This is a genomic window from Comamonas sp. BIGb0124 (assembly GCF_003752175.1).
In the GTDB taxonomy this organism is placed as follows: Bacteria; Pseudomonadota; Gammaproteobacteria; order Burkholderiales; family Burkholderiaceae_C; genus Comamonas_F.
Window position 1 is genome coordinate 314,760 of record NZ_RJVF01000008.1, and the last position, 20,249, is coordinate 335,008.

At 61.9% G+C, this 20,249-nt stretch carries 20 protein-coding genes; 15 read left to right on the forward strand and 5 right to left on the reverse strand.

The window, feature by feature from the left end; genetic code table 11:
• Positions 1 to 342: 342 nt before the first annotated feature.
• From EC845_RS22025 to EC845_RS02695, 7 genes are all read left to right on the forward strand, one after another.
• Positions 343 to 1,119, forward strand: coding sequence for a hypothetical protein (locus EC845_RS22025; protein WP_148077225.1), 777 nt, complete (start codon positions 343 to 345; stop codon positions 1,117 to 1,119).
• A 79-nt stretch (positions 1,120 to 1,198) separates the two neighbouring features.
• Entirely contained in the window at positions 1,199 to 2,326 is a 1,128-nt protein-coding gene (locus tag EC845_RS02665) for a Fic family protein (RefSeq protein WP_123295665.1), read from the forward strand.
• A 170-nt stretch (positions 2,327 to 2,496) separates the two neighbouring features.
• Positions 2,497 to 2,715, forward strand: coding sequence for a hypothetical protein (locus tag EC845_RS02670; protein WP_123295666.1), 219 nt, complete (start codon positions 2,497 to 2,499; stop codon positions 2,713 to 2,715).
• Positions 2,716 to 2,825: 110 nt separating this feature from the next.
• Positions 2,826 to 3,092: a hypothetical protein gene (locus EC845_RS02675; protein ID WP_123295667.1), complete on the forward strand. Its 267-nt coding sequence runs from the start codon at positions 2,826 to 2,828 to the stop codon at positions 3,090 to 3,092.
• Between the two features lie 337 nt (positions 3,093 to 3,429).
• Positions 3,430 to 3,642, forward strand: coding sequence for a hypothetical protein (locus EC845_RS02680; RefSeq protein WP_123295668.1), 213 nt, complete (start codon positions 3,430 to 3,432; stop codon positions 3,640 to 3,642).
• Positions 3,643 to 3,715: 73 nt separating this feature from the next.
• Positions 3,716 to 3,931 carry a hypothetical protein gene (locus EC845_RS02685; protein ID WP_123295669.1) on the forward strand — a complete coding sequence of 72 codons (216 nt, stop codon included), beginning with the start codon at positions 3,716 to 3,718 and terminating at the stop codon, positions 3,929 to 3,931.
• Positions 3,932 to 4,814: 883 nt separating this feature from the next.
• A complete protein-coding gene (locus EC845_RS02695; RefSeq protein ID WP_123295671.1) occupies positions 4,815 to 5,132 on the forward strand; it encodes a hypothetical protein in 318 nt (105 codons plus the stop codon).
• An 82-nt stretch (positions 5,133 to 5,214) separates the two neighbouring features.
• Here the strand turns inward: EC845_RS02695 and EC845_RS02700 are convergent, their stop codons facing one another.
• The 4 genes from EC845_RS02700 to EC845_RS02715 form a co-directional block, all read right to left on the reverse strand.
• Positions 5,215 to 6,333, reverse strand: coding sequence for a mandelate racemase/muconate lactonizing enzyme family protein (locus EC845_RS02700; protein ID WP_123295672.1), 1,119 nt, complete (start codon positions 6,331 to 6,333; stop codon positions 5,215 to 5,217).
• 72 nt (positions 6,334 to 6,405) lie between these two features.
• Positions 6,406 to 8,025, reverse strand: coding sequence for an ABC transporter substrate-binding protein (locus tag EC845_RS02705; RefSeq protein WP_123295673.1), 1,620 nt, complete (start codon positions 8,023 to 8,025; stop codon positions 6,406 to 6,408).
• A 289-nt stretch (positions 8,026 to 8,314) separates the two neighbouring features.
• Positions 8,315 to 9,454, reverse strand: a complete 1,140-nt coding sequence (locus tag EC845_RS02710) for a type II asparaginase (RefSeq protein ID WP_370451226.1) — start codon at positions 9,452 to 9,454, stop codon at positions 8,315 to 8,317.
• Positions 9,455 to 9,557: 103 nt separating this feature from the next.
• A complete protein-coding gene (locus EC845_RS02715) occupies positions 9,558 to 10,346 on the reverse strand; it encodes an NAD(P)H-dependent oxidoreductase (protein ID WP_199739706.1) in 789 nt (262 codons plus the stop codon).
• Positions 10,347 to 10,436: 90 nt separating this feature from the next.
• On the opposite strand from EC845_RS02715, the gene EC845_RS02720 reads away from it, so the two are divergent.
• Positions 10,437 to 11,345, forward strand: a complete 909-nt coding sequence (locus EC845_RS02720; RefSeq protein WP_123295676.1) for a LysR family transcriptional regulator — start codon at positions 10,437 to 10,439, stop codon at positions 11,343 to 11,345.
• Between the two features lie 45 nt (positions 11,346 to 11,390).
• Here EC845_RS02720 and EC845_RS02725 read toward each other — a convergent pair whose 3' ends face one another.
• The gene (locus EC845_RS02725) at positions 11,391 to 12,311 is read right to left on the reverse strand and encodes a LysR substrate-binding domain-containing protein (protein WP_158615591.1); all 921 of its coding nucleotides are present in this window, start codon (positions 12,309 to 12,311) and stop codon (positions 11,391 to 11,393) included.
• Between the two features lie 328 nt (positions 12,312 to 12,639).
• On the opposite strand from EC845_RS02725, the gene EC845_RS02730 reads away from it, so the two are divergent.
• From EC845_RS02730 to EC845_RS02760, 7 genes are all read left to right on the forward strand, one after another.
• On the forward strand, positions 12,640 to 13,401 hold the full coding sequence (locus EC845_RS02730; protein WP_123295678.1) for an SDR family NAD(P)-dependent oxidoreductase: 762 nt from the start codon (positions 12,640 to 12,642) through the stop codon (positions 13,399 to 13,401).
• Positions 13,402 to 13,419: 18 nt separating this feature from the next.
• Entirely contained in the window at positions 13,420 to 15,093 is a 1,674-nt protein-coding gene (locus EC845_RS02735; RefSeq protein WP_123295679.1) for a (2,3-dihydroxybenzoyl)adenylate synthase, read from the forward strand.
• 58 nt (positions 15,094 to 15,151) lie between these two features.
• Positions 15,152 to 15,994, forward strand: a complete 843-nt coding sequence (locus tag EC845_RS02740; RefSeq protein WP_123295680.1) for an amidohydrolase family protein — start codon at positions 15,152 to 15,154, stop codon at positions 15,992 to 15,994.
• A complete protein-coding gene (gene pcaF / locus EC845_RS02745) occupies positions 15,994 to 17,199 on the forward strand; it encodes a 3-oxoadipyl-CoA thiolase (RefSeq protein ID WP_123295681.1) in 1,206 nt (401 codons plus the stop codon). Before EC845_RS02740 ends, pcaF begins: the two co-directional genes overlap by 1 nt.
• Positions 17,200 to 17,206: 7 nt before the next feature.
• A complete protein-coding gene (locus EC845_RS02750; protein WP_123295682.1) occupies positions 17,207 to 18,016 on the forward strand; it encodes a crotonase/enoyl-CoA hydratase family protein in 810 nt (269 codons plus the stop codon).
• 5 nt (positions 18,017 to 18,021) lie between these two features.
• Positions 18,022 to 18,798, forward strand: a complete 777-nt coding sequence (locus EC845_RS02755) for an enoyl-CoA hydratase-related protein (RefSeq protein WP_123295683.1) — start codon at positions 18,022 to 18,024, stop codon at positions 18,796 to 18,798.
• A gap of 62 nt (positions 18,799 to 18,860) precedes the next feature.
• Positions 18,861 to 20,123, forward strand: coding sequence for an MFS transporter (locus EC845_RS02760; protein WP_123295684.1), 1,263 nt, complete (start codon positions 18,861 to 18,863; stop codon positions 20,121 to 20,123).
• The last annotated feature ends 126 nt before the right edge of the window (positions 20,124 to 20,249 follow it).

The following is a 20,249-nucleotide window of genomic DNA, read 5'->3' on the forward strand; positions in this document are numbered from 1 at the left end:
AGGGTCTTGAGCCTCTTGCAAGAAGCAGAAGGCCTGGGCGGCGCACACGTCCTGCAACTGAGCTTTGGTCGGTGTACTGGCCTCCCAGTCGCGGGCATCCAACTGACAGCCATTGCAAGCAGGGCCTCGCAATCATCGCGAGGACATATCTATACGCCATACGCCATTGTGAAATCACCAGAATCATTTGCATCTCTTATTGTCATTGATTAACCCTCCTCACATAACCAATATCAAAACCCCGTAAAAGCAGGAACCCCAAGACATCCACCTCAGGCTCCACAGATTCTATTAGACTCAGCAAGACTCTTATAGAGTCATCGGCAGATCCTAATAGACTCTTTGAAAAATACTGAAAAAACAGCGATGATTCGAGGGCTGGATCTGATGAATCAACCTTTCCGAGATTCCTCGGAAACATTCCATAAGTGGGAATATTCACAGATCTACATCGAAGCTTGTCCATCGACATCCTCAGTCACCAGAGCAGCTGTTTCAATTCAATCGGAGCCAAATGTCTTATACAGAACACCATCCAGGCCTGACTTGCCGCCGACAGACCTGTCGCTTGAGTGCGAACGTGGAGTCGTTCTGCTCGCAACGCCAGATTGGGCACTTGCAAAAGCCCCTTTCTCTTCCGGTCCGCATGAAGGCGATGCTGCGGGATACCGCCTCGAGCGCCGCATGATGGACAAGCTCGACGCCATCGATGCAGTCACCGCAGACCTTCACCACCTGAAAGCCGTACTGACGACATTGAGTTATGCATTCGGTGGCGAATGCCCCGCCGAAGAACGGCCAGCAGACCTTCAGTTGTGCCTCATCATGCAATGGGCCAGCAAGGTCTCGGAGCGTGCATACCACTTGGCCAGCAAGGATCCCTCCACTTGTGGAAGCCTGGCCGGCGAACTGATGGAGATGAGCGCCCTGCTGCACCTGATGGACGCGACCAACCTCGCCATGGACATGAAAATCGCATTCAACGACCCCATCATGGACGGCTACCTGCATGCCATGGTGCACTGTGCGGACCGCGCATTGGCCATCATCGATCTCGACAACGCGTCGCCAGGTCTCAAGAAGCGACTGGCCGCGGAAGAAGGCGCCGCCGAAAACTGAGCGCCGAGGTTTCGACAGTTGGGGTCAGCCTACGCGACACCTCCTTTATCACCGCACAAATTGCGGTGATAATGACCGCATGCACGTCCACACCTACATTTGGCAATCAGATCGATGGCCCTCGTGGCAATACGATCTGCCTGCACTCGTCGAGCCATTGACTGCAGTCAGCCACGCCCAAGGCGAATTGCGGGGCCGGCTGGCCGATGTGGGCATGGCCTTGCACAGCGAAGCCAGCCTGGCCACCTTGACCGAGGACGTGGTTCAGACCAGTGCGATCGAAGGCGAAACGTTGAACGTGGCCTCGGTGCGGTCATCCGTGGCACGTCGCCTGGGCGTGGATATCGGTGCCCTCGCGCCGGTCGATCGACATGTCGAAGGTGTCGTCGACATGGTGCTCGATGCAACCCATCGCGCCCACGAACCGGTCACGGCCGAACGACTGTTTGGCTGGCATGCGGCGTTGTTTCCCACCGGCTATTCGGGGATGAGCCGTATCCGAATCGGGGACTGGCGTGACGATGCACACGGTCCCATGCAAGTTGTTTCAGGCGCCATCGAGAGACAGAAAGTTCATTTCGAGGCGCCTCCCGCCAACAGTCTGCCTCACGAAACCACGCGCTTTCTCGAATGGCTCAATGGGCCCGCACCGGAGCCAGCTTTGATCCGCGCGGGTCTAGGGCACCTGTGGTTTGTCACCCTGCACCCCTTCGACGACGGCAACGGACGCATCGCGCGCGCCATTGGCGATTTGTTGGCGACGCGTGCAGAGGGTGGTGCGCAGCGCTTCTACAGTCTGTCGGCCCAGATCCAGCGCGATCGCAAGAGTTACTACGACATTCTGGAGCGCACCCAGAAAGCGGATCTGGACGTCACCGAATGGCTGCTTTGGTTTCTGCAAGCCCTGCAACGGGCGATCGAACAGGCCCATGGCACCTTGAATCAGGTTCTTGCCAAGGCCCGATTCTGGCGATCCGTCTCGGCTGTTCCCATGAACGAGCGGCAAATCAAGGTACTCAACCGCCTGTTCGACGGTTTCGAAGGCAAGCTGACGACCAGCAAGTGGGCCGCTATGGCGAAGTGCTCGACGGATACGGCGTTGCGGGACATCACCGATCTGCTGACCCGTGACGTACTGGAAAAAACAGAGGCAGCTGGTCGGAGTACCGCCTATCGCGTGAGAGCCGCAGGGTGTGGAAGCCGCTGAACAGGCACGAATCAAGACGGGTGCCCGCGCCGCGTCAGGCTCATGTCAGCGTCATGACTTACGCCGAAAGTGCGCGTTTGGCCCTATTTTTGACATGAAACCGATATCACCTTAGGTGATTCGAGCGTCAGGGGTTAAGGTGGAGCCTCTACCATGCCTAGGAGGCCATCATGGAACGCCCCCCCGCGACGGAGCTTGCTGCGCTGCTCTTTATCCGACTCAACCGCGCACTCCCGATCGAGACGTTCGACTTGATGATTGAAAAAGGTCTTGCAGTGCAAACCCCCATCGCCGACGAGAGAGCGACATCCTGGGCCCACGGCCGTGGCTATGCCTTGACGGATGCCGGCCGCCGCCTCCTCGATGGATTGGCATGGCCTTCGACCTAAAAACGTAGGCGGAAGTGCCGCTTTCCTGTTCAAGACAGTGTTGACTTGTTGTTTGACGACGCGCTAGACATCCCCCTGTTATGCTGGTTCACGTTCAACCGAAAGTCACAATGAAACAGCTCCCACCTGCCGATCAGCTTACAACGCTGCAGGACGTGGACATTCAATCCGTCGCCATACCGACCCAGATTCCGGGTCACGTCGAGTTGGCCATCGCCGTTTCGTACTCCACACAAAAATTGACAGATCCAGAGCCCCTCGAGCAGGAGCCTCTCGTACTCGGTGCGGGCCAGGCCCGATCGCTAGGCGGCAAACTCATCGAAGCGGCCGATGCCGTCGACCGCAAGTCCGGCACGTTCACTGCGCCGCGGCACTGATACAGACATCCACTGCAGACCCGGCAAACGGTACACGGCAGAGAACATTGCCGCACACCGTCCGGGTGACACCCCTCGATCGACCGGCTCAAAAAAGCCTCGTGCACATGTTGCAATGTCTCGGGATCCGATGGATTCGAGACCTCGATCGGCACTTCATTCCCCTTCATCCCCCTCGCCCACCTCAAGCGTTGCATATCCACAAAAGGGCCTGCGGCGCAGAACACCGGATGGCGTGCGTGTCTAGTAGGACAAGCGAGCACAATGCATACTTATTTATTACTTGACCATCTGTAGGACTAGTCCCACACTGCAGCGCAAACAAACGGAGTTAGGGATGGTGTCTTTCAAGGTTCGGATGACAGGCGATGCAGCGTACGTGCGCATTGCCCGACCGCTGTGGGCCAAGCTGCTTTTCAGCAACCGCCGCATGTACAAGTGCGTGGCTACTGGCCATGTCGCACTGGTTCGTCCGGAAGCCATCGACTTCATTGAAGAACGCCGTCGCCAAGCTCGTGCCAGCCAGTTCGCCCTCAGGGCAACGAACTGAGAGCTGAGCTCAACGACAAGCCTGCTGCCCCACGTTTTCGACACGCCGAAGCCTGTTTTCTTCTGGAGGTGAGATGCTTTCTTTCAAAGTACGCCCATCCCCGGGCGCCGAATATGTCCGCGTCGCGCGTCCTCTCTGGGCCAAGCTGTTTTTCAGTCATCGACGGCTCTACAAGTGCACGGTCACCGGCCGGCTCATGCTTGTCCATCCGCGCGATATCGAAGACGTGGAACTGCAAGAACGACAGGCGCGCGCGAGCCAGTTCACGCTCAATAAGGCCATGAACTGACGACTGTCCCTGCGGTCCGCTGGACTGCCAGGCGTTACGGTTCAACGAACTGGCGCACCGAAGGCTGACGGCCTGAGCGCCGACCCGACCCGAACAGGACTCCACAGCCGTTCGCAGCCAGACATGCTTTCGTGCGACAGGGGCCGTGCCGGCTGACTCGCACGCGGCCGTCGCACGCGTCTTCTCTAGTCATCGATGCGCCGCTCGATGATCGGACCGTCAGGGGTTTCCTGCAACTCGATCCACCACCAGGTGTGGATACGCACGCCTCGCAGCTTTTTTGCCCTCACGCTTTCCTCGAGAATTTTTTCAATTTCCCTTGTGTACAAGACCCACTTGCCATGACCTCTCGAGGTCGAGCCATCCGGGGATATATGGCACCAGCCCAATCTGATTCGCATCATTTCCGCACTACTAAAAAAGTAGCAAAACATCTTCGGACCAGAATAGCATCAAATTTCAATTTTGATCAATATATACAATAAGCTCAACAATCAATTTTGTAGCGTTTTCACGCTCGTAAGTAGTACTTTAATATTAATTCACTTGATTTATTTGAATACAAAAGTACTCTTATTGAGATCGAACAATCGCGACACCTGCGCGCAAATTTTTCACGTCCACACCGATAAATCATGATTTTTTCGACTTGAGGTCTCGATCACGGTGATCGAGCCGTATGTGCCGGCGACGAAGGCGCGCAAGATGCCTGCCGTCTATGACTGACCTCACCCCCCGCATCGGCGCACCCCGCATTCGGATCGCACTCAGGCCTGGTGAGTGCGATTGTCATGCGCCGAAAATGCGCACAGCAGCTATCGGAATCGACCTACAGCGAGAGCGACCCGCTGCAACGACACTCCTTGCACACAAGGAGATACCGATGCAGGACACATCCACACTGACGTTCAGGGGGCCGGTCACGTTGCGATCGTGCCGCTTCATGAGCGACGTCAAAATCGCCGACGTCGAGTGTGAGATTCGCATCGGCCAATCAACCCATGAAGGGATCGTGCGCATTCGATGCAACCGATTCAGCCAGATGAGCGATGTGGAGCAACTGCTGATCGGCGAACAGCGCATGAGCGTGCTGCGATCGAGCTGCAGGCCGTTCTACGACAACGGCTATCTGGAACTGAGAGTGCGCCGGCTGCCGACTGCGGAGTTGCGTTGCAGCGCGCCGTTGAGGGCGGCGGCATAGGTCCTAGACACCCCGGGCCAGTTGACATTGCGTGCCTGAGATGTGCGTGAGCGTCTCCATCGCCAGCATGGCTCCCTGTGGCTCAGCTCCATGCCAGTTCGGACACACCGACCGAGTATCTCTCGATCACCTCCGGATCAGGATCGAAGCCCAGCCCAGGCGTTTCCGGAACGGCGATGGAGCCATTGACCGGTTCTAGTGCCTGACTGAGGGGATGTTTTTCCAGGGCAAAATACAGGCGCTCCAGCGGGGGTGTATCGGGCCTTGAAGCATTGAAGTGCAGCGTTGCCAGCAGGCCTGGCCCATAGACTGCGTTGTGCGGGACCACCGCTACGTTGTAGGCATCGGCCAAAGCGGCAATTCTGATGGCCTCCGAAATTCCCAGCGTCTTGGTCAGATCGGGCTGAGCAAAATCCAACGCACCGGCCTCGAAGGCCAGCTTGAAGTCGGCAGCACTGCCTGCATTTTCGCCGGCAGCGGTTCTCAGGGCACCTCGACGACGCACCTCGGCAATGCCCGCGTAGTTTTCAGGCGGCCAAACAGGCTCTTCGAGCCAACCGAACTTCCCTTCGGCCAAAGCGTGCGACGCGTCGATAGCCTGCCGCACATCCCATGGGCAATTGACGTCGAGGTAAATCGGGATATCGGGGCCTGCGGCTCGCCGGGCTGCCAGGTTTTCCTGAATGCCGATCTCGTGCAGCTTGATGTGGCGATAGCCTTCTTCCAAGACTTTATGCGTGATCCGTTCGACCTCGGAAACAGTCCCATATCGCAGCAGGCTGGCGTAGACATCGATCTTCGAGGTGTACTTGCCGCCCAGCAACGCATACAGCGGCAGGCCGGCGCGCTTGCCCAGAATGTCCCACAGCGCGATGTCCACGCCGGCAATGCCATAGGCCACCGGCCCGATGCGTCCGAAGTTGTGCAGCTCGAATTCGAGCTGTTTCTTGATCACCGCGATCTGGGTCGGATCCTTTCCGATCAGCTTGGGGGCAATGTGTGTATCGATCACCGCCTTCAGTGGCAGGTCACGCGCCCGGCCAAAGGCCTCGCCCCACCCCGTGATGCCTTCGTCCGTATCGATACGGATCAACACCACGTCGAAATGTGTCCATTCCCGCCCGCCGATCAACGGTGCATGCTCGGTATGAGCCGTGCAGGGAATCGAGAGAAAGTGCGTAACTACGCGTGTGATTTTCATAAGCCGGCCTTTGAATGATCCGAATGGCTGTCCATGGCGCTCCCGTAAGAGCACCCTGACCTTGTCGACGCTTTATTTGCCAGGCGTCAGATACACGCTGGCAAAGCTGTCTAGTCCGCCGTATTCGCTCAAGGTATGGTTCTTGACCCGGCTTTTGCCTATCGTGACGGCATCCACGGCCAGCAGATTGATGACAGGCAGTTCGCGGTCGACGATGTCCTGGAACTCGTCGAACAGGGCCTTGCGCTGCTTTGCATCGGTGGTTACCGCAGCACGCTCCAACAACTCGTCCACGCGCGGATTGTTGTAGTGGCTGGCGTTCGAGAACGGCACGCCCTGCTTGATGTTCTTGGACCAGTAGATACGTTGCACGCCCACGCTCGGATCGTAGAGGTTGACGTGGGTGGCAGCATTGAGATCGAATGCACCGTCGGTGTAGACCGTCTTCACGTAACCGGCAAAGTCGTTCGGGATGATCCGCGCTTGGATGCCGATGGTCGCCAGCGACTGCCGGACGATTTCTGCGACTCGGCGATAACCGTCGTTGTACGGGTTGTAGACGAGCCTCAGGGTGAATCGATTGCCGTCGGGTTTCACGGGATATCCAGCTCGATCCAGAAGCTGCCGTGCACGTGCCGGATCGATCTTTCGAGGCCGGATTGCCGGGTTGTGGTTCTGCCGATCAAGCACCGTGATGGGGCTTGCGGAAATCTGAGCATAGCCGTACCAGGCCTTGTTCTTGATCTCCTCGATATTGAGGACATGCGCGATCGCTTCGCGAACTTCCAGCTTCTGGAGAATGGGATTTCTGAGGTTCAGCTCAAGCTGGGTCTGGCTCCCCAGGAAACCATAGCCACGCTTCTCGATCTCGATACCCGGCAATTGGGCGAACCGCGCCAGCTCGGAAGGCGGAATGGGATTGTCAGCGGCCAGGTCCACTTCACCGTTTTCAATGGCAAAGGCTCGCGCGCTGGCATCCGCAATGAATTTCACGATGATGCGATCCAGATAGGGTTTGGGCGCATCCCAGTAATTAGGATTGCGTTCCAGGATGATATGGCTGCCTTTGACCCATTCCTTGAATACGAACGGTCCCGTACCAATCGGCTTGAGATTTGCGGGGTGAGTCGCAAAATCCTTGTTTTCATACACATGCTTCGGAATGATCGGCGTGATCGCAGCATGCAGAGAATTGAGCAGGAACCCCGAAGGCTGTGACAGCACCAGCGTGATCGTCAAAGGGTCTGGAATCTCGACGCTCGAGAGGTTCGCGAAGGTCGAGCGCCCAAAACTCTGACGCTCGCGAATCTGGGCGATCGAATACGCGACATCCTGGGCGGTGAAGGGTTGTCCGTCGTGCCATTTCACCTCCGGCCGCAACTTGAACGTGTACCGCAACCCATCCTGACTGATACTCCAGGACAAAGCCAGTTGCGGCAGCAACTTGCCGTTGAAGTCGTAGGCGACCAGCCCTTCCGTCACCTTGGTCGCAACGCGTTGATTTGCGCCAAACGTATTGTCGACCGTCGTCAGCGACGTCGGCTCGGGCGTAACGACAAACGTCAGTGTCCCCCCTTGCACGGGTCCCTCGGCGGCAATACTCGGCAGCGTGAAAGCAGATGCAGCCACACTTGCCAGGGTACTTTGCAAGAGGGTGCGACGGCGCCAAGCGCCGATAGGGGTTTCTGACATCGATGAATCCTGAGTCGTAAAGAATGCACATGGCTCGTGCCTTTGCACAGGAAGCGCATGCTACGAGGGGAACCGTGCATCCCAATCTCAGCATTCCAACTAACCATATTCAGGTCGGTGAACGACCGCGCACCAAATCAAGACGCCAAGACGAATCTCGAGTCGACCGATGAGGGGATGGAGCGGTTCTTCGGCCTCAGATGTCACAACAACAGGGCGTAAAAAAACCGCCACGGTGCATGCACCATGACGGTTCTTTTGACGGTGCACGATGCACCATCATGGTGATTTACCCACCAAACATCGACTTGATCTGGTCGTAAGACAGGCCGGTCGAGAGGGCCAGCGACAGCAGCCAGCGGGACTTGGACGCGCTGTAGACGCTGGCGCCGATGCCCTCGGTCTTGGCTGTGACCAGGCCGGAGTTGGTGCGGGTGGCGCGGACGACCGGGAAGCCTTGCTTGTCGAGTTCGGCGATGCGCTTCTTGACGGCGCTGTTGATGGAGCCGTTGCCCGATCCGTCGATCACGATGCCCTTGGCACCGTCCTTGATCGCAGCGTCGATGAGGGCGGCGTCCTGGTCCTGGTAGGCATACAGAATCACCACTTTGGGCAGCGAGGTGACGTTGCTGACATCGAAGGTCACCTTGCCGACCGGCGTGGCTGGGCTGAACCAGAAGTAAGGCTTGGCACTGGTGAAGGTGCCCAGGAAACCTTGCTCTTCAGCCTTGAACGTGTCGACCGTCGTGCTGTTGGTCTTGATGGTGTAGAAAGCCGAGCCGAACCGGTCATTCAGTGCGATGAGCGTTCCGCGGTTCATCGCATCCTTGCTGGCGGCCAGGGTCACGGCATTGAGCAGGTTCATGGGGCCATCGGCACTGATGGCCGTGGCGGGGCGCATGGCACCGACAAAGACGACGGGCTTGGGACTGTTCACCGTCACGTCGATGAAGAAGGCGGATTCGGCCAGCGTGTCGGTTCCGTGCGTGACGACCACGCCCTGGGTTGCAGGATCGGCGAGCTTGGCGTTGATGGCCTTCGCCAGCTTCAGCAGAACGGTGCTGTCGATGTCCGAGCTGCCCACGTTGGCGATCTGTTCGCCGTCGATGCGCGCGACCTTCTTGAGTTCGGGAACCGCATCGATCAGGGTCTGCACACCGATCGAGCCGGCCTTGTAGTTTGTCGTGTCGGTGTTGCTGGCCGAAGCGCCGGCGATGGTGCCGCCGGTCGCGTAGATCGTCACGCCTGGAAGTGTCGGGGAAGCAGCGGTCTGGGCATGGGCTACGGCTGCAGAAACGAGGGCTGCAGCAAGAACGGAACGGGCAAAGTATTTCATAACAACAACTTCTAGGAAATGCACAACGCGCTGAGCCATTTCAGCGCAATGCCTCTTGAGCAATATGCGGGCCAGCCCACCGCCCTGTTGCATTTGAACGCAACTCCGACGCCACACGCACGACCTTCGGGCGATGTGGGCCAGTTGCCGTCAGGTGCGCGTCCGATGCGTTCCCTCCTCGCTGTGTCGTGTCCCGTCAGACTCTGTCGTGATCGAGGTGAACTCCGAAACCGGATTGACCCGATGCAAGCTCGGGGCGCAAGGTCAATTCGGGAATGCGGTAGTCGCCGGCATTCTGTTTGCGGAACGGAATGGGGGGCGTCGACCCGAGCGTATCGAGGCGCTGACCCAGGGCCTCGCGGACCTGCTCGAAGCGTGCATCGTCGATCTTTCCGACGCGATAGACGACATGCGGCGGCAGCACGTCGAAGCCGGGATAGAACAACAAACCATGCTGGATGGGGAACAGCAGATCGTCGATGGGACCGTTGATGCCGCGTGACGTGTAGTGCGACTCCCAGCCCCCTGTGGTAACGACCAGCATCGCCCGTTTGCCGGCCAGCGTGCCTTCGCCGTACCGGTCGCCCCAATGCGTATCGGAATGCTCGCCGACCCCATAAGCGAAACCATAGGCATACACGCGCTCGATCCAGCCCTTGAGGATGGCGGGCATCGAGAACCACCAGAGCGGAAACTGCAGGATGACGGCATCCGCCCAACGCAGCTTGTCCTGCTCAAGGGCGATGTCGGCACTTTGCGTCCCGCCCTCGAAGGCCCGCCGCGAATCGCCCGAGGGGTCGAAACGTTCGCCCGGGCGCGGAGCGGTATTGTCGGCCGCGTCGAGCACGGCCTTCCACTGCATGGCATACAGGTCGGAGACCTGGACGGCATGGCCTGCGTTCTCGAGGCGCTGCACGGCAAAGTCCTTGAGCGAGCCGTTCAAGGAACGGGGTTCGGGATGGGCGTAGACGATCAGGACGTTCATGAATGGGTTCTCCATCGGTCAAAGAATGAACGCAGGATAGGATGGCCCAAGATATATTGGAAATGAATTTCCAAAATGACTGGTATTGCCATGAACAATTCCTTGCGGCAGCTCGATCTCAATCTGCTGGTCACGCTCGACGCCTTGTTGACCGAGCACAGCGTGACCCGTGCGGCCGAGAGACTGCACTTTGCACAGCCGACCGTGAGCCTGCAACTCGCCCGGCTGCGGGAGTTCTTCGGCGATCCGCTGCTGCTTCCCGGCCCGAGGGGCATGAAGCCCACGGCCCGAGCCGACGCGCTACGCGAACCGCTACGGCTGGCCATGGCTGCGCTGCAGCAGGCCGTGGCACCGTCCAGCCCTTTCGATCCGGCCCAGTCCAGCCAGACCTGGCGCGTGGCGGCCTTCGACTACAGCGAATACACGGTGCTGCTGCCGGCCTTGGCCGGGCTGCGCCAAGCCGCCCCTGCGACACGCCTGGCGGTGATCCAGACCGTGCCCGCGCAGGTCGCCAAGAAGGCGGAACAGGGCGACATCGACCTCGCTTTCCTCATCGGTGAAGAAGCCCCGCCGGATCTGCATCGCCGGCTGCTATTTGCCGAGCGCTATGTGCTGGCCGGTCGCGCCGGGCATCCGCGGCTGAAGCGGCGCCCGACGCTGGCGCAGTTCTGCAAGCTCGAACATGCCATTGCGTCGCCCGACGGGGGTGGGTTCCATGGGGTGACCGATACCGCGCTGGCCGAACTGGGCGTGACGCGCCGGGTGGCCTTGTCGGTGCCGCATTTTCTGTTTCTCGGTGCGGTGCTGGCAAACACCGATCTGGTGGCGATGGTGCCCTCGCGGCTGGTCGAGGGCAACGCCGCACTGCAGATCGTCGAGCCACCGGTCGACGTGCCGGGCTTCGACATGCTCATGCTCTGGCACGAACGAGTCCACCGCGATCCGGCTCACCGATGGCTGCGCGAGCACATGGCCCAGTCGATCTCGCAACACCGTTGAACTCGTCCTCGGCCCGGCTGCGCCGGCAGGCCACGGCGGCGGACCCTACTTCCTGTCGCCGATCGCACCGATCGGCTGGGGAGCGACCACCTCTCTGCGCAGCAGATCGCAGAAATGCTCTGCCGCCAGGGTCATCGGCAATCCGCTGCGTCGGATCAGCACGATGTCGGGGGCTTCCAGTTCCTCGTCCAGCTTGATCTGCTGGAGACTGTCCTGAAGTTGCCCGAACCCGATCCACTGCACGGGCAGCAAGGCGAGCAGTTCGGTGCTGACCAGGGTGACCATCATGGACAGTGCGGTTCTGGCCTGCAGCGCCACTCTGGGCGGCGGCAGGCCGCGTTCGGCAAAGATGTTTTCCAGATCCTTCTCGCTGTCGTAATCGACGGCAGGCAGAGCCCATTCGGCGTGTGACAACTCGGCGAACGAGCGGGCTGCGGACAGCGCATGTCCTTTCCTCGCCATCACGGCACGCCGGTTGGCCGAAAGCCGTTCACGCACGAATCCCGGCGGAATGTTCTTGGGCGTCACCCCGACATAGAAGTCGATCTCGCCCTTGCGGACATCGTCCTCGAGGTCGGGAAACAGCCCCTCGACCAGTTGCAGCCGGACCGCCGGAAACTTCTTGCGAAACGCGGGCAGTGCACGCGGCAGCAAACCCATGTGCGGCATGATCGACAGCCCGACGGTCACCGTTCCGGTGGCATTGCCCTGCGCCTGGAGCAACTCCTCGCCCGCGCGGCGCAGCTCGTTGGTCACCACCTTGGCCCGCTCGTAGAAGCGCTGGCCCAACGGCGTCAGCACCATGCCGGTCGACTGGCGCTCGAACAGGGGCGTGCCCAGCTCTTTCTCCAGATTCCGGATGCTGCGCGTGAGCAGCGGTTGAGCGATGTCGAGCCTGCGCGCAGCGGCCCGCAGGCTGCCGCTTTCGACGATGCAGGTGAGATCGCGCAGATGGCTCAGTTTCATGGACGGACGACAGGAGTGAAAGGGCTGCCCGATCTTTCCCTGCATCGCGATAACCGTGCATAGGGGTTTTCTCCAGGGAGATATCAAAATCGAATCGGCAGGGGTTTTTTGCCATCTTCTGGCGCTCTCGCGACCTGTCTACATTGGGCTCCAAGCACCCATCAATACAAACAAACACAAGACGAGACAACACCATGCCCAGCCTCTCCAGCACGCCCTAGACGGCCGAAGCCGCCTCTTCTCTTTCCCATCCGCCCATCTCGAAACCCATGGCGTCCCACGGGACGCAGGGCGGAGCTTTTTCTTGAAGTCCATGAAAGGAATCCCCATGACTCAACGACGCCATGCGCTCGTGACAGGCGGTGCCACCGGCATCGGCCGCAGCGCGGTGCTTGCACTCGCCCGAGCAGGTTTCGACATCGCCATCGTCTATGGCTCCAGCGCCAAGGCCGCCCAAGCGGTGGCCGGCGAAGCCGAATCCCTGGGTGCCAGGACCTTGCTGCTGCAATGCGACGTGAGCGACGATGCCGCCGTTCGACGCACGCTGGCCGAGATCGGCGAGGTCTTCGGCCACCTCGACGCCTTGGTCAACAACGCCGGCACGACCGCCACATGGAAGGTGAAGGACCTGGAGAGCCTGGACATGGCCGAATGGGACCGCACCTTCGCCGTGAATGTGCGGGGCACGTTCCAGGTCTCGCGCGCGGCGGTGCCTCTGCTGCGCAAGGGCACGAATCCCGCCATCGTCAACACCGCCAGCATCGTCGGTCTGCGGCCAGGTCCCCAGCCCCTGCCGTATGCCGCCAGCAAGGCCGCCGTCGTCAACCTGACCAAGACGCTGGCCTGGAATCTGGGCCCCGAGATCCGCGTCAATGCCGTGGCACCCGGCTGGATGGAGGGCGAATGGATGGAACGCATGCTGGGCGATCGCTACGACGACCTGATGGGCAAACGCGCCAAGCAGACGCCGTTGCGCCGCTGCGTGACGGCCGACGACGTGGCCGAAGTGATGGTCAATCTGCTGACCGCCAACCGCTTCGTGACGGGCGAAGTGGTCGTGATCGACGGCGGCTTCACCGCATCGACCTGAGAGACGAGGAGAACACCCATGCTAGACGGATTTGTCCCCTTCCCCGAAGACTTCGCCCAGCGTTATCGCGACCACGGCTATTGGCAGGACCGCTCGCTGGCCGACGAGTTCTCGGCGGTCTTCCAGCGATTCGCATCGCGCACGGCGTTGATCGATGGCGACCGCCGCTATACCTATGCACGACTCGACGCCTTGAGCCGCAACCTCGCGCTCAACCTGCTCGAGCTGGGCCTGAAGCCGCTCGACCGTGTCGTGCCCACACTGCCGAACGTGGCCGAGTTCGTGATCCTGTATTTCGCCCTGCAGAAGCTCGGCTGCATACCGATCGCCGCACTGGTGACGCACCGGCATGCCGAGATCAGCCAGTTCGTGCGGCTGTCGCAGGCCCGCTGCTGCGTCTACCCCAAGACGGTTCGCGAGCAAGGCGGCGAGTTCCATTTCGCACCGGTGATCGACCGTGTGCAGGCCGAGCAACCCTGCCTGCAACTGCGGCTGGTGCTCGGTGCGCCGGGGCCAGGCGAGCATTCCCTGGGCGAGCTGATCGACCGGCCTGCCCGGCTGCCCTCCTCCCGCCTGAACGAGATCGACATCTCTCCCGCAGACCCCTGCATCTTCCAGTTGTCGGGCGGCACCACCGGCATTCCGAAGCTCATTCCCCGCACCAACAACGACTACGCCTACAACTCGAAGGTCGCCGCCGAGGTGGCGGGTGTGACGCGTGACTCGGTGCTGCTGCTGGTCTTGCCCATTGCCCACAACCTGCCGCTGGCATGCCCGGGCATCCAGGGTTTCCTGTTCAACGGGGCGACCGTGGTGCTGCATGCCAACACCCGCCCGGCCGAGATGTTCGCCCTGATCGAAAGACACGCGGTGACCCACCTCAAGGTCGTGCCTGCACTGCTGATCCGCCTGATCAACGACCCGGCCGTCGTACAGGCCAGGCTGGATTCCGTGCTTCAGATCCAGAGCGGCGGGCAGCGCATGCAGCCCGAGGTGCGCCTGCGCACACGGCAACTGTTCCGCAATGCCTTTGTGCAAGAGAACTTCGGCATGAGCGAAGGACTTCTGATGTTCGTGCGGCACGACGACAGCGAAGAAGCGCAGTTGGAAACCTGCGGCCGGCCGGTCTGCGCGGACGACGAAGTCCGGCTGATCGACGACGAAGGCCGCGAAGTGCCGGATGGCGAGGTCGGCGAGCTGGCTTGCCGAGGCCCCTACACGCTGCGTGGCTACTTCGGGGTGCCCGAGTACAACGCACGGCAGTTCACCGCCGATGGCTTCTACCGGTCGGGTGACCTGATGCGCAGGCACCCCTGCGGCAACTACGTGGTCGAAGGCCGCAAGAAAGACCTGATCAACCGGGGCGGCGAAAAGATCAGCGCCGAGGAAGTGGAGAACCTCATCCTCATGCATCCCACCGTGCAGAACGTGGCCTGCGTGCCCATGCCCGATGCAGCCATGGGCGAAAAGATGTGTGCCTATGTCGTGCTGAGAGGCGGCGCCACGCTGGATCTCGCCACCCTCGTCGCTTTCCTGCAGACCCACGAGATCGCCCGATTCAAGCTGCCCGAACGCCTCGAGTTTCTCGACGACTTCCCGGTCTCGACCTTCGGCAAGGTGTCCAAGAAAGCACTGGGCGAATGGATCGCCGCCAAGCTGGCCGAAGAACAACGCCCGGCCCAGGCCGCCTGAACCCCAGGCCGTTCGACCCCCCTCACATCACCGACACAAGAACCGACAGAGACTACCCATGCGCATCATCGATCTGCACTGCTATCCGGGAACCGACACCTGGATCGAATCCCAAGGCCCCTACCCGGCGGCACTGGCGAGCTACTGGAAACGCGAATGGATCGGCAAATCCGAAGAGGACGTCGTTCAGGAGTTCACCGCTGCCGGCGTCGACGCCTGCCTGGTGGCGCTGGATCTCGAGACCACCGTCGCGAGCCCGCCCTGCACCAACGAGTATGTGCACGGCATGTGGAAACGCCACCCCGAGCGCATCGTGCAATGCTGGGGCGCGGTCGAGCCCGCCAAGGGCGAGATCGCCATCCGGCAAGCCAAGAAAGCGATCACCGAACTCGGTTTCATCGGTTTTCATTTCCACCCCATCATGCAGCACTTCGCCGTCAACGACCGGCGTCACTACCCGCTGTTCGAGGAGATCAACGCATTGGGCGCCGCCGTGATGATCGACGTCGGCACGACCGGCATGGGCGCGGGCATGCCCGGGGGGCATGGCGCACGCATCCGGCATGCGCACCCGGGCGCGATCGACGATCTTGCGGCCGATTTCCCCGACCTCAAGATCATCATGGCTCACCCCGGCTGGCCCTGGGTCGACGAGACCACGGCCGTGGCCCTGCACAAGGGCAATGTGTATTGGGAGATGTCGGGCTGGGCGCCCAAACACTTCCCGGGCAATCTCAAGGTCGACATCCGGGGCCGACTGCAGGACAAGATCATGTTCGGCAGCGACTACCCCAGCCTGCCGTACGAGCGCATCCTGCGCGAATGGGGCGAGCTCGGCTACAGCGATGCCGTGATGGAGAAAGTCATGCACGGCAACGCCGAGCGGGTACTGGGGCTGTGATGCCGCACGCCTACATCTGCGACGGCGTCCGCACACCCATCGGGCGTTACGGCGGTGTGCTGGCAGGGGTGCGCACCGACGATCTCGGCGCGATTCCGCTGCAGGCCCTGATGCAGCGCCACCCCCGGCTCGACTGGGCGCAGCTCGAGGAGGTCTATCTCGGCTGCGTCAATCAGGCCGGAGAAGACAACCGCAACGTGGCCCGCATGAGCGCGCTGCTGGCCGGACTGCCGATCACGGTTGCCGCCGCCACCGTCAACCGGCTCTGCGGATCCGGCCTCGAAGCCGTCGCCAGTGCTGCGCGCGGCATCGGCGTGGGCCAGCTCGATATCGCCATCGCCGGCGGTGTCGAGAGCATGAGCCGCGCACCGTTCGTGATGCCCAAGGCCACTGCGGCCTTCGGCCGGCATGCAGAGGTCCACGACTCGACCATCGGCTGGCGTTTCGTCAACCCGCGCATGGAAAGCCTGTACGGCACCGACGCCATGGGCATCACGGCAGAAAACGTCGCCCAGGAACACGGCATCTCGCGCCAGGCGCAGGACGGTTTTGCCCTGCGCAGCCAGCAGCGCGCCGACCGCGCAACCCGGGCCGGCCTGTTCGCCGAAGAGATCGTGCCCGTCGTCGTCGACACCCGCAAAGGCGCGTCCGTCCAGATCGACCAGGACGAACACCCCCGGCCCGAAACCACGCTCGAGACCCTCTCGCGCCTCCGACCGGCGTTCAAGCCCGAAGGCAGCGTCACGGCCGGCAATTCATCGGGCGTCAACGACGGTGCGGCGGCGTTGCTGCTGGCCAGCGAGCGCGGGGCGCAGCGCGCCGGTCTCACCCCCTTGGTCCGTGTCGTCGGCATGGCGACTGCCGGCGTCGCGCCGCGCTTGATGGGCATCGGGCCCGTCCCGGCCGTGCAGAAACTGCTGGCCCAGACCGGCCTGCGCATCGGCGACTTCGATGTCGTCGAACTCAACGAAGCATTTGCCGCACAAGGGCTGGCCGTGCTGCGGCAGCTCGGGCTGCCGGACGAGGCAGAGCACGTGAACCCGAATGGCGGCGCGATCGCCTTCGGTCATCCACTGGGCATGTCCGGCATCCGCCTGGTACTGACCGCCATCCGGCAACTCCAGCGCACCGGGGGCCGTCGTGCCCTGTGCACCATGTGCATCGGCGTCGGGCAAGGCATCGCGCTGGCCATCGAACGTGTGTGAGAAACAAATGAACCATTCCCCCCAACCCCTCCTTTATGAAAAACGCGGCGCCGTCGCCCTGCTCACGCTCAATCGCCCCGACACCCGCAATGCGCTCGATGGCGAAGAACTGTTCGCGGCGTTCGAGTCCACCTTCCGGCAACTCAACGACGACCTGCACATCCGGGCCGCCGTGCTCACCGGCGCAGGCACGGCCTTCTGCTCCGGCGGCAACATCGCCGAGATGCGGGATCGCCGCGGCATGTTCGGCGGCAGCCCCTCGCAGATTGCGGCCAACTACCGGGCCGGCATCCAGCGGATTCCACGTGCCTTCCAGGCCCTGCATGTGCCCATCATCGCTGCCGTGAACGGCCCTGCCATGGGCGCCGGCAACGATCTCGCCTGCATGTGCGACATCCGCATCGCCTCGACCCAGGCACGCTTTGCCGAGAGCTTCGTCAAAGTGGGCATCGTGCCCGGCGACGGCGGCTGCTGGTTCCTGCCTCGCATCGTGGGCATCGGCAAGGCCGCCGAACTCGCTTTCACCGGCGACACCCTCGATGCCGACGAAGCACTGCGCATCGGATTGGTGACCCAGGTGGTGCCGCCCGAGGCGCTATTGGCGCAGGCCCTGGCGCTGGCCGATCGCATCGCAGCCAACCCGCCCCAGGCACTGCGCTGGACCAAACAGCTGCTGCAGCACGCCGGCTCCGCCAGCCTGGATCAAGCGCTCGATCAGGCCGGCATCTACCAGGGGCAGGCCCACCACACGGACGACCACGCCGAAGCCGTCGCATCGTTCTTCGAGAAACGCCCCCCGATCTACGCCGGACGCTGAACGCCATGCCCCCCCCAGACATCCTGCTCGAAGAATACCCGGCACCCGGCGTCGTCGTGCTGCGCTTGAACCGGCCCGAGGTACTCAACGCCCTCAATCTCGATCTGCGCCTGCAACTGGCCGAATCCTTCGATCGGCTCGACGGCGACGATGCGGTCCGCACGATCGTGCTGGCAGGCGGCGCCCGCGCATTCTGTGCCGGTGCCGATCTGAACGAGTACGTCGACGCCACCCCGACCGACATCGTCGCCCGCGACATGGGGCGGCTGTGGGACGCCATTGCACGTTGCCGCAAACCGGTCATCGCCGCCGTGCGTGGCCACGCGCTGGGCGGCGGCTGCGAACTGGCCATGCATGCCGACATCCTGCTGGCCGCAGACACCGCGAGCTTCGGCCAGCCCGAGGTCTTGCTCGGCCTGATGCCTGGCGGCGGCGCCACCCAGCGCCTGACCCGGGCGGTCGGCAAGTTCAAGGCGATGAAGCTGCTGCTCGCCGGCGACCGCATTCCTGCAGACCAAGCCTGTGCCATGGGCCTGGTCAGCGAGATCGTGCCCGACGCCGAGCTGGAGGCCTATGCCCTGGACTTGGCCGGCCGGCTCGCGCGCGGCCCGCGCCTGGCGCAACAGTTCATCAAGGAAGCCGTGATCGAAAGCATGAACACCTCGCTCGCGCAAGGCCTGGCCTTCGAGCGCAAGAGCTTCCAACTGCTGTTCGACACCGAAGACAAACGCCGCGGCATCCGCGCCAGATTGGAGAAGACTGCCGCAGTATTCGACCGATAGCGATTTCATGGCCGTGCAACCCATTCAAAAGAGACAACGATCTCGATAACCAGGAGACATTCATGAGCACACCGACAGCCCCCACTTCCACACCGCACGCCGGCGCGCCATGGCGTATCGCCATCGGCGCCATGCTGGCACTGATCGTGGGGAATGGCCCCATCATGCAGTTCACCTTCGGTGTGCTGATCATTCCCTTGAGCCAGGCGCTGGGAACCGACCGAGGCACCCTCTCCACGGCCTTGCTGGTCGGTCTGGTCACCACCGGACTGGCCACACCCTTCGTCGGGCGCCTGATGGACCGGCACGGCGTGCGGCGCATCGGCACGATCTGCATCCTGGTCTTCGCGCTGCTGATGGCGGCCTGCGGATGGCTGACCCAATCGGTCACCACGCTGATCCTGCTGTACGGCCTCTGCGGCGTCTTCGCGGCGGGGCAGACGCCGCTTTCGTACAGCAAAGCCATCGCTGCAGCCTTCGATCGCCATCGTGGACTGGCCCTGGGGGTCGCAACAGCCGGCGTGGGCATCGGCACGATGACGCTGCCGCTTATCGCGCAATGGCTGCTGGGACAATTCGGCTGGCGCGGCGCCTACGTCGGCCTGGGGCTCATGACCGTGCTGCTCGCACTGCCCGCCCTGCGATGGCTGGTGGTGCCTGCAGACACCACGCAGACCGGCCGCGCCTCTGCGCCGGTGCCATCCACCAAGCCGGGCTGCTCGGCGCAGCAGGCCCGAACGAGCGCTGTGTTCTGGGTCATGGCCTCGGCCTTCTTCCTGGTGGCGTTGGCCGTTTCGGGTGTCATCGCGCATATCGTGCCCATGCTGGTCGATCGCGGCGTGGAAGCGCGCTCTGCCACCGCCGCCATCAGCGCTGCCGGCCTGGCCCTGCTCGCCGGCCGCCTGGTCGCCGGCTGGATGCTGGACCGCTACCCCACCCACTACGTCGCCATCCTGTTCTTCTGCCTGCCACTGGGTGGACTGGCCCTGTTGCTGCTGAACCAGAGCCCCCAAGTCGGTCTGGCCGCAGCCGTCCTCGTCGGACTCGGACTGGGCGCCGAAGTCGACCTCATCGCCTTCATGCAATCTCGATACTTCGGTCAAAAAGCGTTCGGCGAAATCTACGGCTACTTCTTTGCCATCTTCATGCTCGGCTCGGGACTCGGCCCGTTCCTGATGGGCCAATCCCACCGCTTGACCGGCAGCTACAACGTGTTCCTCACCCTCGCCGCCATCGGCGTGCTGGGCGCCTGTGTGCTGATGGGCATCCTCAAAGGCCGAGGCGCGGTAGGCCATCGCCACACGGGTCTTCAGGGAACGGCGTAGGCATGGACAGCGGCTTTGAATACCGCAAGTGCCCACAAAAGGTGCACTTGCAATTCAACATTCCCCGCGCTGAGCCAGAATTCGAGTAATGAAAAATACCTAAATGTGACCATATGTAGAACTATG